The sequence below is a fragment of the Pantoea sp. CTOTU46764 genome (genome assembly GCF_031974595.1).
Lineage (GTDB): Bacteria > Pseudomonadota > Gammaproteobacteria > Enterobacterales > Enterobacteriaceae > Pantoea > Pantoea trifolii.
The window spans coordinates 1-12,057 of sequence record NZ_DALYOQ010000100.1 but is presented as its reverse complement, the minus strand read 5'-3'; the positions used below and the strand labels follow the sequence as shown (position 1 = coordinate 12,057).

12 protein-coding genes are annotated in these 12,057 nt (G+C 51.3%); 3 read left to right on the top strand and 9 right to left on the bottom strand.

Features of this window, described 5'->3' with window-relative positions; genetic code table 11:
• From RTM06_RS21660 to RTM06_RS21650, 3 genes are all read right to left on the bottom strand, one after another.
• On the bottom strand, positions 1–623 hold a 623-nt coding region (locus tag RTM06_RS21660; protein WP_312184677.1), incomplete at its 3' end, for an ABC transporter permease.
• Positions 610–1,278 (bottom strand): iron efflux ABC transporter ATP-binding subunit FetA, encoded by a 669-nt coding sequence (fetA, locus tag RTM06_RS21655; protein WP_312184676.1) that lies wholly within the window; start codon positions 1,276–1,278, stop codon positions 610–612. The genes fetA and RTM06_RS21660, both read right to left, overlap by 14 nt.
• Before the next feature lie 14 nt (positions 1,279–1,292).
• The gene (locus RTM06_RS21650) at positions 1,293–2,204 is read right to left on the bottom strand and encodes a MurR/RpiR family transcriptional regulator (RefSeq protein WP_312184675.1); all 912 of its coding nucleotides are present in this window, start codon (positions 2,202–2,204) and stop codon (positions 1,293–1,295) included.
• Between the two features lie 404 nt (positions 2,205–2,608).
• Here RTM06_RS21650 and RTM06_RS21645 point away from each other — a divergent pair, with 404 nt between their 5' ends.
• Together RTM06_RS21645 and RTM06_RS21640 are read left to right on the top strand one after the other, a co-directional pair.
• Positions 2,609–4,732, top strand: a complete 2,124-nt coding sequence (locus RTM06_RS21645) for a TonB-dependent siderophore receptor (RefSeq protein ID WP_312184674.1) — start codon at positions 2,609–2,611, stop codon at positions 4,730–4,732.
• Between the two features lie 47 nt (positions 4,733–4,779).
• Positions 4,780–5,874 carry an ABC transporter substrate-binding protein gene (locus RTM06_RS21640; RefSeq protein WP_312184673.1) on the top strand — a complete coding sequence of 365 codons (1,095 nt, stop codon included), beginning with the start codon at positions 4,780–4,782 and terminating at the stop codon, positions 5,872–5,874.
• 414 nt (positions 5,875–6,288) lie between these two features.
• Here the strand turns inward: RTM06_RS21640 and RTM06_RS21635 are convergent, their stop codons facing one another.
• The 6 genes from RTM06_RS21635 to RTM06_RS21610 all read right to left on the bottom strand — a co-directional run bounded on the left by RTM06_RS21635 (position 6,289) and on the right by RTM06_RS21610 (position 10,401).
• Positions 6,289–6,837: a phosphatase PAP2 family protein gene (locus RTM06_RS21635; RefSeq protein WP_409455823.1), complete on the bottom strand. Its 549-nt coding sequence runs from the start codon at positions 6,835–6,837 to the stop codon at positions 6,289–6,291.
• A gap of 192 nt (positions 6,838–7,029) precedes the next feature.
• The gene (locus RTM06_RS21630; RefSeq protein WP_312184672.1) at positions 7,030–7,638 is read right to left on the bottom strand and encodes an undecaprenyl-diphosphatase; all 609 of its coding nucleotides are present in this window, start codon (positions 7,636–7,638) and stop codon (positions 7,030–7,032) included.
• A gap of 18 nt (positions 7,639–7,656) precedes the next feature.
• Positions 7,657–8,268 carry a HAMP domain-containing sensor histidine kinase gene (locus RTM06_RS21625; protein WP_312184671.1) on the bottom strand — a complete coding sequence of 204 codons (612 nt, stop codon included), beginning with the start codon at positions 8,266–8,268 and terminating at the stop codon, positions 7,657–7,659.
• 8 nt (positions 8,269–8,276) lie between these two features.
• Positions 8,277–8,993, bottom strand: coding sequence for a hypothetical protein (locus tag RTM06_RS21620; RefSeq protein ID WP_312184670.1), 717 nt, complete (start codon positions 8,991–8,993; stop codon positions 8,277–8,279).
• Positions 8,969–9,637 (bottom strand): response regulator transcription factor, encoded by a 669-nt coding sequence (locus RTM06_RS21615; protein ID WP_312184669.1) that lies wholly within the window; start codon positions 9,635–9,637, stop codon positions 8,969–8,971. The genes RTM06_RS21620 and RTM06_RS21615 overlap by 25 nt, the downstream gene beginning before the upstream one ends.
• Positions 9,634–10,401: a hypothetical protein gene (locus tag RTM06_RS21610; protein WP_312184668.1), complete on the bottom strand. Its 768-nt coding sequence runs from the start codon at positions 10,399–10,401 to the stop codon at positions 9,634–9,636. Before RTM06_RS21610 ends, RTM06_RS21615 begins: the two co-directional genes overlap by 4 nt.
• Before the next feature lie 283 nt (positions 10,402–10,684).
• On the opposite strand from RTM06_RS21610, the gene eptA reads away from it, so the two are divergent.
• Positions 10,685–12,057 (top strand): phosphoethanolamine transferase EptA (eptA, locus tag RTM06_RS21605; RefSeq protein ID WP_312184667.1); only part of this gene is annotated, 1,373 nt, incomplete at its 3' end.

Below are 12,057 nucleotides of genomic sequence, written 5' to 3'. Positions count from 1 at the left end.
CCGGCAAAAATCAGCCCTGACATCATGCCCGGCAAGCTCACCAATCCCACGGTTTTGGCGCCATCAACGGTGGGAATCATTGCCGCGCGGATGCTGTCGCGAATAAAGCGCGCCGACGCCATTTTTACCGGTGCGCCCAAACTCAGCATCTCCTGAATTTTTTGCCGGTTATCGCTGAAGCGTTGGTTGAGATTGCTGAAACAGAGCCCCACCGCCACCATCGCGTTGCCGGCGATCATTCCGGAGATAGGGATCACCTGCATCGGGATAAACTCGATAGCACCGCTCAGCAGCAAAATGGTCAACGTCAGCGTGGTGCCGGTGGTAATCGCCACAAACGAGATAACGAAACCGTTGCTGATATTAAGGCTGCGCTTGCGCGCGTTGAGCGCCGCATTGACGCAGATAAACAGCACCATCAGCACGGTGAGCCAGTCATTGTTCAGGTCAAAGATCGACTTGAGCACATAGCCAACGATCACCAGCTGGATAATGGCGCGACACACGCTCCAGATAATGTCTTTGCTCATGCCAAGCTTCTCTTTCTGGCTGATCAGCAGCGCAATCACCACCAGCAGCAGCGAGAGTAATAGCGAGCTGTCGGTAATATTATGCTGGCTCATTGGTTGTTCCCTGCTCTGGTGCCTCAAGTTTCAGCACCTGTTGTGCCTCGCGGATCTCTTGCCCATCGTGGCTGATGCCGATCACGGCGAGATGCTTCTCGCGCACCAGCGAATCAATCAATGCGTTGATGATCACTTTATTCTCTTCATCTAATGCGCTGGTGACTTCATCCAGCAGCAGCACCTGCGGCAGAAATTGCAGGTTGCGCAGCAAGCCTACGCGCTGCTTCTCACCGCCCGACAGCTGCTCGATTTTTTTATCGAGCATGTCAGCAGCCAAATGCACATCGGCAAGTGATTCAACTAGCTTGTCGCGCGACGGTTTCTGCTGGCGGATGTGCCACGGCAGCGCCAGGTTGTCGTACACCGTGTCGCCGAACAGTTGCGGCGTCTGGAAACAATAGGAAACCTGTTGCCGATAATGTTCGGTTTTCAAGCTGGCAATATCGTTGTTTTCGAACAGGATCTGCCCGCCGCTCGGTTCCAGAAGCGAGGCGAGAATCATCAGCAAGGTGCTTTTACCGCTGCCCGAAGGACCGGTCAGCAACAGCCTCTCTCCTGCATTGATTTGCAGCGAAACGGGCGCCAGCAGCGTGCGCCCCTGCAGCGAAAAGGTTACGCCCTGCACGTCCAGCAAGGGAAAATCGGTGGTCATATTTGCTTCCAAAATTAAGGCGTTCGGGATTTGCGCGCGCCGGGGCGTGTCAAAGCGTTACTGATTTCATACAGCTTGCTCATGCTATTCATGGTGGCGACCGGCGCGGCAGCGGCCAATCCTAACACTAAGATCTCCAGACAGATCATCGGCGTAGCATGCACCGGCATTTTGTCAGCGGAACGACTGCGGGGAATCTCAATCATCACATCGGCATGCTGGGCAAAAATAGAATCGGTGGCCGCCGTCAGCAGAACAATTTTGATGCCCAGCCGCTGTGCTTCCGCCAGCGTAACCCTGCCTTCCGGGTGCGCGCTGTTCTGCGCCAGCATGATCAGCACATCCGCATGGCGCATTTCGGCAATCTGCTCGCTCAGCGCAATGCCAGTGTGGTTCAGCACATACGCCGAGGTGCCATTACGTTTGAACAACCGCGCGGTGTAATCCGCCAGAATCGCTGATGCGCCAATGCCGAAAATCGCCACACGTTCTGCCTGTTGCAGCAGATCAATCGCCTGTTGAATCGCCTGACGATTGGCGGGCGCCGCCAGCATTTCACAGCTGATGCGATAGCTATCCAGCACAAAATCGATGCTGCCTTTGGCGTCCTGCGCCAGTTCATTCACCGTGGAGGCCACGCGCGCGGGGGAACGCCGCGTGACGCCAAGGTATTCGCTAATGACAATTTTGAGATCGCGATACCCGGAGAAACCCAGCGCCTGAATCGCGCGAATCACTGTGGCATCAGAGGTTTGCGTATCTATCGCAATACCGAGTGCGGTTTTGTCCAGCACCGCTCTGCGATGCTGATGAATATAGTGCGCAACCTTTAACAGACGTGGAGTGAGCTGATGCTTGCAGGCATGGAATCGTTCACCGTAGAGATCGTAAGGTCGTTTACTGGTTTTTGGCGTGGAATCGGTCACGGCAGATAAACACCTGTAAATTAATGCGCCGTAAAACCCTATTATTGGCGCGAGGATTAAGAAAACCTTAAATAGTTAAAATAATTGAACAGATTTAAAACCCAAGTCATGAACCCATGTCCCTTGCCGACCCGGCAATAATGTAGTGAAAATAAAATAACGTCAACAAAACCACATCGACTACTACAAAATAAAAGTAATGACATGAATAACAAAGAATTTTATATCTACATTATATTTCCACATTGCAACCTATAAATTTTCCACCATCTGATGCAAACCCGCTAATTATTTAAAAAAAACATAGAACGCTAAATTAGCGCCACAATTTTGTTGTAAATGAAAATCAATCTCATTACTATCTGCGCTTCTTGATATCCCTATTTTGATGCGGATTTAAACTAATGAAGTGTCTTTGTTGTTTTTCACCAGCGGTAAAATATACGCTCTCTGGCTCTCAGGTTTTACTGGCTTCAACCCTGCTGTATAGCGCTTCTGCCGCTGCAGCCGATCAAACATTAACCGTCACGGCCGATCAGCCCTCTTCCACCAGCAGTTATAACCAGGATGACGCGGCTGCTACGTTACGCACCGCGACACCGCGCAGTGAAACACCGCAGTCCATCAGCGTGGTGACACCGCAGGTAATGAAGGATTATCAGGTCACCAGCCTCAACGATGCGGTGAAGTTTGTCAGCGGCGTGACGCAAGGCAACACGCTGGGCGGTACCGAAGATGGCTTCGTTAAACGCGGATTCGGCTCCAACACCGATGGTTCAATCTTCATTGATGGCGTGCGCAGCAATCAGGGATTGACCATGGATTCAAGCATCGATCATGTCGAAGTGCTGAAAGGATCTTCATCGCTGTTGTACGGCATTCTCAATCCCGGCGGCATCATCAATCTGGTGAGCAAAAAGCCGCAGTACCAATGGAATACGCATATCAGCGGTGAATCCAGCAGCTTCGGCGGCGGCACCGGCATGGTCGATGTCACCGGACCTCTCGGCAACGGTTTCGCCTTCCGCATGGTGGCTGAGCGCCAGCGCGAAGATTACTGGCGCAATTTTGGTGTCAATGAACACACGCTGCTGGCCCCTTCACTAAGCTGGTACGGCGATCGCGCCAACTTCAACGTCAGTTACGTCGAGTATAAATATGACGTGCCTTACGACCGTGGCACGGCATTTATCGGCGGCAAACCGGTGGATATTCCTTATAACCGTCGTCTGGACGACTATGCCAACCATGCATGGGGCAAAAACAAACGCCTCAACGTGAGCTACGGCTATAACCTCGATGACGTTTGGGAAACGCACCTCAATTACGGCTGGATGCAGCGCCGTTATGACAGCAACGAAGTGCGCGCCACTGCAATTAACACCAGCACCGGTATCGTCTCGCGTCGTGCCGATGCCAACCGTGGTTTCAACCATCAAACCGAATACGTTTCATGGGATATTAGCGGGTCGCCAACCCTTGCAGGTATGCAACATGACCTGCTACTGGGCGTCGATTATGAGCAGAATGAAACCTACAAAGCGCGTTCTTATCGCGGCAGCGTTTCACGCAGCTTCAATATGTACGATCCGGTTTACGGTGAAGAACCGATTCTCAGCGACAGCACCTACAACGACAGCATCAGCAACCTGCGCACCAATCTGTATAGCCGTTCGCTGTTTGCTAAAGACAGCATCCATCTCACTGATAAATGGATTGCCGTTTTGGGAGGCAGATTCCAACGCTATACGCAAACTTCCAGCAATGGCTTTATAGATCCAGAGACAACGCTCAACGATCGCGGTAACGCCTTCCTACCGCAAGTTGGCGTGGTGTATAAGGTTTTACCGGATGTGTCGCTGTATGGCAGCTACAGCAAATCATTTACGCCTTCGACGCAAACCGATGACAACGGCGATGTGGCATCAACCGAAAAAGGCAGCACCTGGGAAGTGGGATCGAAGTGGCAAGTGGCGCCAAATCTGGCCGCAACGCTGGCGTTGTATCGTATTGATGAGACAGACATGTCGATTTTCATCAATGGCGTGACGCGTAATATCCCGAAAGCGCGCTCAACCGGCGCTGAACTGGAGATCAACGGTGAAATTACGCCGGACTGGAATCTGATTGCCAATTACAGCTACGACAAAACCGAAATCGTGGCGGACAACGTGAACCCAGACAACGTCGGCAACCGTCTGGTGAATGCCCCAACCAATATGGGCAGTTTGTATCTGAGCCACACGCTGCGCTTCTCGTGGTTGCCGGGTGAATTACGCCTCGGCGGCGGCGGACGTTATGTCGGTACGCGGGCGGGCGATCCGGAAAACAGTTTTGTGATGCCGGCTTATACCGTGGCGGATGCCTTTATCGCCTGGGATAGTCAGCTGATCGGTAAACATACGCAGTTGAAGCTGAACGTGAAGAATCTGCTTAACCGTGAATATTACGAATCCAGCGCCGGTAATCTGCGCGTCATTGAAGGTGAGCCGCGCGTGATGTATCTGCAGGCGTCAGTCGATTTCTAACATGATTCGCTCCGCCGTCGTGGGCGGAGCCATCAGAAAGCAGAATAATGAGACGAATATTGCTTGCATTACTGCTGCTATTGCCCTGGATCGCTCACGGCAAAATGCTCACCGACAGCTTGGGCCGCAAAGTAGAGGTTCCGGATAATCCGCAGCGCCTGGTGATTGGTGAAAGCCGGATGATCTATACGCTGGCGCTGGTAGAAGAGGGAAATCCCGCTAAACGCGTAGTGGGCTGGCCTGCCGATCTTCGCAATCTGGATAAGCAAACCTGGGATCGCTACGTTAAAGCCTTTCCGCAGATCGCCAACATCACGCAAATCGGTAACTCCAACTTTTCCCAGCTGAACGTGGAAAAAATCATCGCCCTGCAACCGGATCTGGTGATTTTGCCGGTGTATGCGCGCACGCCGCCGAATAACTCAGCCTTTATGCAACAGTTGGCGGCGGCAAGCATTCCGGTGCTGTTTCTCGATTTCCGCGTTGATCAACTGAAAAACACCGTGAGCAGCCTGCGCACGCTGGGTGCAGCGTTGAACGATGAGGCGAAAAGCGAACGCTTTATTGCGTTTTACCAGCAGCATATGCAGCGCATTCGTGAACGTCTGGCGAGCTTTCAGGGCGAGCGTCCGAGGGTAATGTTGCAGTTGCACCTCGGTAAAAAGGCCGAATGTTGTACTACCGTGGCGCATGGCAATCTGGCTGATTTGATCGCCTTTGCCGGTGGCGACAATATCGCGGCGGGACGCTTCCCGGCAGTGTTTGGGCAACTTAATCCAGAAGCGGTGATCGCGGCCAATCCGGCTATCTATATCGCCACCGGTTCAGCAGCGCCCACCGAACCCGGCTTTTTGCAGCTTGGACCGCAGGTGGATGCCGCTGCTGCGCGTGCAAGCTTTCTGCATGCCCTTTCCAGCGATGCAACCGTTTCGGTGTTATCGGCGGTACAGCAGCAGCACGCCTATGCGTTTTGGCAGAACTTTTATATGAGTCCCTGGCACTTGCTGGTGGCAGAATTTTTTGCCAAAACGTTTCATCCCGCGCTTTTTCACGATCTCTCACCGGAACAGACGCTAAATGAGATGAACCAACAGTTCCTGCCACTGCCTGAAACGGGAACTTATTGGACGCATAATCAATAAGTTATGGGTGTTTTTTCCGTTGTGCGTCATTCGATATGTAAAAACGGTCGCCATGAATGGCAACCCTACAGATTTTGTAGGGTGCGCATTTATTCGCGCCTCACTCCTCAACCTAAGGTTCACTTAATCTTCATTAATGAAAATAGCCTCACCTTAAGAGGAAATTTCGATGAGATTGATGATGTCCCGACCATTCAGTGAATATGCGGCGGTTGCGGTTAGCGCGTTCGCCGTGGTGAGTTTTCTCACCCTTTGGTTCTCTGCCTAAAAACGCCACGCTGTGGCGTTTTTTTTTGCCTGCATGAGTTACATGACAAATTTGTCATCCTCCCCTTTCCTTTCTGTTCGGTGGGCTTCGATAAACTGGCGCAAATGAAATTATCGCTTTGAGTAACGCTCAGAGAGATGGCGCTTTTATTCTGCTTCCCGACACAGAAAATAAACCGCTGGAAGACTCAAATAAAACGCAATCATGATTGAGGTAAAGAGATCGCCGGGCCAATGCATTCCCAATAAAAGACGGCTGATTACCACGCCCATTGCCCACAGCATGATGATCGTGGCCAACAGCGTTTTCCCGCGCGCGAGCAGTAAACTCACTGCCATCAGCGCCCAGGTGGCAGCAAACACCGTATGCCCCGACGGAAAAGCTGAATCGGTTTGATTTAGCCAATGCTGCTTCTGCCACTGCGGAATAACGCTGATGCTCTCTAACCGCTTGCTCAACATCGCCTGCCGTTCTGCGCTTTCCACGTGATAAAAATGACGATCTATCTCGCTGTCTGTTTGGCTCAACCACACAATATAAGGCCGTGGTTCAGGCGTGGTTCTCTTAATCATATTCACGGCTAGCTGGCCCAAAATAATCGGCAGTAACAGCACCACAGCATATTTAAACCATTCGGCTTTTCGAATACGCAATGTATAGATTACCGCGCACACCAGCAAAGCGGCGGTAATCATGCCATAAGGTCGTGATACGGTTTGCGTCAGCAGATAAAAACCAAACAGCCCCGCTGACTGCTGGCTGGCATTCCAATTCCAGTGCAGCATCCAGGCAGTGAGCGGAATACCAAACAGCACCGCACAACAGGCGATTAATAAGAAATAGGGATTGCGAATAATTCGCCTGGTTTCAATCACCATGATAGCGACTCAGCTTTTTTCCCGGTTAATCCGCAGATGCCCGAAGAGATAATTATTCAGCCGATAAAGGTGAGAAAATAGCGGATCTAAACGATTTTCTGCTTTTTTCACGCTCCAGCAACACAATAACGCCACCGTGATTGAACCCAGCATATCGGCCGGGAAATGCACGCCCATATAAATACGTCCCCAGGCAATTAACAGACTCAGCAGCAGCAGGCTCAAGCCAGTCTGTATTATTCTGCTGAACAGCAAACTGAAGGTAATGGCGCAGGCCAGCGTCATATGATCGCTGGGGAAAGAGGCATCAGCAGCATGACTAAGGAAAGTGTGGCCAATCGGCACCATAAACGGCCTTGGATGCGGAAAGAAATAACCGATAACCATATTCACGCACAATGCCACGATGCCAGCGGTAAGCGCCTGCATTGCCACGCGTTGATTTTCCGGCTTAAAGCTAAACCAATAGACCAGCAAGCTCAGCGGGAAAATAAAAATTAACCAGGAAGCGCAGATATTCCCTAATGTTAAAAATAAGCTAGAGGCATGCGCCGGTGCGTTAATCATAAGAAAGAGCGAGTCATTAATATTCTCTGCTGTCTCTGAAGTGAGAATCATATTTATTCCTTGTGAAAATTAAGTAAGTGGTAAAGCAATGCTCACCTTCAGCCCCGTCGCGGAGGACGTTGCTGCAGTGAGCTTCACTTGCCCTTTCATGCGCGTCACAATGGCGCTGACAATCGACAGTCCCAAACCAGAGCCAGAAATATCGCTTCCTTCAATGCGATAAAATGCGTCAAATACCCGTTCTCTTTTATCAACAGCAATGCCCGGACCACTGTCTTCAATATCGATAAACAGACAAGCTGCGCTGTGATTAATCGTAATATCCACCTTCCCTGCTAACGGCGTATATTGGATGGCATTATGCAAAATATTGCGTAATAGCGTGTAGAGTTCCGATGGTCGGGCAATAATTGACGCCTCGCTATTGCCTACCACGCCAATATCGATGGATTTCTGCTCCGCCAGCGGCAGCAAATCGGAAACTACCTGCTTAACCACCGTAAACACCGCGATGGATTCAACCGGCGGCAGGTTGCCCACTTCTCCGTTTTGCGCACGGCTCAGGCTCAGCAACTGCTCAACCAGCGTGCTGGTGCGTTTCATTCCGGCACGTAATTGCATTAGCCGGGTGCGACTCTCAGTAGAAAGATCGCTGGCATCCAGCCTTTCGGCCTGCAACATCAAAGCAGTCAGCGGCGAACGCAGTTCATGCGCCGCTGCCGCTCCACCGATTCTGCCGAGCGTTGCAATAACTGATTGATGGCGGTGATAAACGGGGTGATCTCACGCGGTATAAATTCACTGCTTAACGCCATGCTCAGGCCATCGCGTTGCGCATCGACGGCATCCGCCAGCTTGCGTATTGGGCGAAAAATCTTTCTTACCAGTTCGGCCACCAGATAGAGCAGAACCGGAAACAGAATGCAGAACGGCACCAGCGTGCGCAGCGCGGATGACAGCGCCACGCTCTGTCGCACCGAAGCCCGCTGTGCAACGGCTACGCGCAGGCCATCATGCAGCGCCTCAATCAACACGCGATAGACGTGCCGGTTGATGCGCGTGGTGTAAAACCCGGCCGGCAGCGAGGCGAGCGAGGAAAAAGCATCTTGCGATGCCGGTTCCATCCCTTGTGCCACGGGAAAGATGAAGTGCACGATAATGCGTGATGCCTCTTCATCCTGTAACGGCGGGCTAATGAAATTGCTGTTGCGCGGCGCGAGCAGATCATCTTTTGCCAGGCTGGCAATCTGCTGCAGCGATGAATCCTGCAGTTCGTGCGCTTCATCCCATGCCGAGAGAAAACCGAGCACGCCGCACAGCAGCGCAATGCCGACCACCGCCATGCACAGGACAAATGACAGCCGGAATTGCGCGGAGTCGCTTAGTCTTTTTTTGAGACTTTCCATCCCACGCCCCGAATGTTTTTGATGGTGTCGCTGCCCAGTTTTTTACGTAGCGCATGGATGAAATACTCCACCGCGTTGCTCTCAATTTCCTCGCCCCAGCCGTAGATTTTCTCCTCCAGCTCGCTGCGCGAGAAAATCTGCCCCGGCTGCATCAGCAAAGCCTGCAACAACGCATACTCGCGGCTGGAAAGGGTGAATTTTTCCTCGCGATCGCGATGCTGTACTTCGCGTGTGGCAGGATTGAGCATCAGCTCGCCATTGCTTAACAGCGATGTTGCATGCCCCGCTTTACGGCGCATCACCGCTCTGGCACGCGCCAGCAGTTCGCTCATCTCAAAGGGCTTCAGCAAATAATCATCGGCTCCGGCATCCAGGCCATGCAGGCGATCTTCCAGCGCATCACGCGCCGTCACCACCACCAGCGGCACCTGATTGCCCGAACGCCGAACTTCATCAAGCACCTCAAAGCCATTTTTTGCCGGTAATCCGAGGTCAAGCAGCACCAGATCGTAGTCATGGGTTCTCAGGCTAAGTAACGCTTGTTCGCCATCACGCACCCAATCGGCGGCGTAAGAAGCATCTTTGAGCGCGGCTTGCACGGCGCAACCGATCATCTGGTCATCTTCAACCAGCAGCACTCTCATGGTTGATCCTGAGGTGAGGAGCGTGAAAACACACCCGAAACCACAATTAATGCCGCCATCGCAATCAGGAAGATGAGGTTAACCGGCGTGGTGCCGTAGCCGAGACCGCCCTGCTTAATCGGTTGTGAGAACAGATCGGCCAGTGCGGCGCCGAGCGGCCGGGTCAGCACATATACGCACCAGAAACAGGCCACGGCGCTGATTGCCCGGATACGCCACAGGAAGCCGGTGATGGCGATCAGTACGGCGAACAGCATGGTGGTGGAGAGATAACCGAGGCCAAGTCGCTCCGCCAGGGCATCGCCCAACGCCGTACCAAAGGCAAAGGTGATCATGATGGCGAGCCAGTAATAGAGTTCTCGGCTGGTGGTATTAATCGCAGCAAACTCCAGCGTGCCTTCCGAGCGATGCCAGAACATCAATATCATTACCAGCGCAGAGCCAAACATCGCCACGGAATAAAGCAGTGGCACTTGCATTTGGTCGGTTAAATAATCGGTGATTAAGGTACCGGTAATGCTGACTAATAAAACGGTGAGCCAGTAAAGCCACGGAATATAACGCGGTGATTTCAGCTGAAAAATAAGCGCGACGACAAACAATCCGGCGGCAATGATTGAGGTATGTACCAGGCCAAAACCGAGACCAAAATTGATCCAGTCAGCACCGGTTTCACCTACTGTGGTAGACATCATTTTTAACGCCCAGAACAGCAGCGTTGCCTGCGGCACTTTGGTTTTCAGGTCGGTCAAATTATCGGTCATGTGGGCATTCCCCGTCAGCGTGTTAACCACACAATGCCGAGGTAAACTTAAAACTCCCTTAAAATGCGCAAAGAATTAAATTTCTGCCGCCTGATTTTTAATCTGATTTTAAGCTTCACGCCGATAAAAGCTGTCAGCGCTGCGTTACAATGTAAAAAACGAGCACAAAATAACCATAAAAATCATTATTTTATTGGTTTATGACGGATTTGTGATAATGCTTAAGGTTTACTTAACCTTAGTTTCTTAAGCTTTCGCCATCTTCACACACATGGATTGAACAATGACGTTTTCGCTACGCAAAAGACCGACGTTGAGTCGGCTCTCTTTTATTTCGCTTGTTTCTATTTATATCGCGGTCTTTTTGAACATTGCGTTTTATCGACAAGTGCTTGCTGCCATGCCGCTTGATAGCGTGCGCACCATTTTGGTATTCGCTTCAATGCCGTTAGTGGCATTTAGCGTAATCAATATTATTGCCACATTAGCCTCCTTTTTGTGGCTTGACCGCGTTATTCTTGCGCTCTTCATTTTAGTATCCGCCGCTGCGCAATATTTTATCTGGACGTTTGGTATTGTTATTGACCGCTCGATGATCGTGAATATTATCGATACCACGCCGTCTGAATCCTTTGCTCTATTATCACCCAAGTTGATTATTACGCTGGGTTGTAGCGGGCTGCTGGCTGCCCTGTTAGTTTTCTGGATTCGCGTTAAGAACAGCAAACCTATCTGGAAAAGCATCGCCAAACGCGCGGCTTCGATTGTCGCGTCGGTAATCTGCATCGCCTTAGTCGCGACGTTTTTCTATAAAGATTACGCCTCGCTGTTTCGTAACCAAAAAGAGCTGATTAAATCGCTCAGCCCTTCAAACTCGATTGTGGCAACGCTTTCCTGGTATAACCACAGCCGCACCGCCAATTTGCCGCTGGTGCAAATTGGTTTAGATGCCAAACAGAAGCCGGAGATGCTGGCGGGTCCAAAGCGTAACCTGACGATTTTGGTGGTGGGTGAAACCACGCGTGCGGTGAATTTCCAGTTAAATGGTTATGGACGCGAAAATACACCGTTGCTGGCGAAAGATAATGTCACCTATTTCCCTAATACACAGTCTTGCGGCACAGCCACGGCGGTCTCGTTACCCTGTATGTTCTCGGATATGCCGCGTGCCCATTATGACGACCAGCTTGCCAGCCATCAGGAAGGGATGCTCGATATTATCCAGCGTGCCGGTGTGCAGGTTCTCTGGAATGACAATGATGGTGGCTGTAAAGGTGCCTGCGATCGCGTCCCGCATCAGGATATGAGCAGTCTGAATCTGCCGGATATGTGTCATGACGGTGAATGTTATGACGAAGTGTTATTCCACGGCATTGAGGACTACATTAAAAACCTGAAAGGCAATGGTGTTATCGTATTGCACACCATTGGTAGCCACGGCCCAACCTATTACAACCGTTATCCTCCACAGTTTAAAAAATTCACCCCAACGTGCGATACCAGCCAAATTCAGGATTGTTCGCAAGAACAGCTGGTCAATACCTACGACAACACCATTCTGTATATTGATTACATCGTCAATAAAGCGATTAATGTGCTGAAAGCGCATCAGGATGAATACACCACCAGCCTGGTTTATTTATCAGATCACGGTGA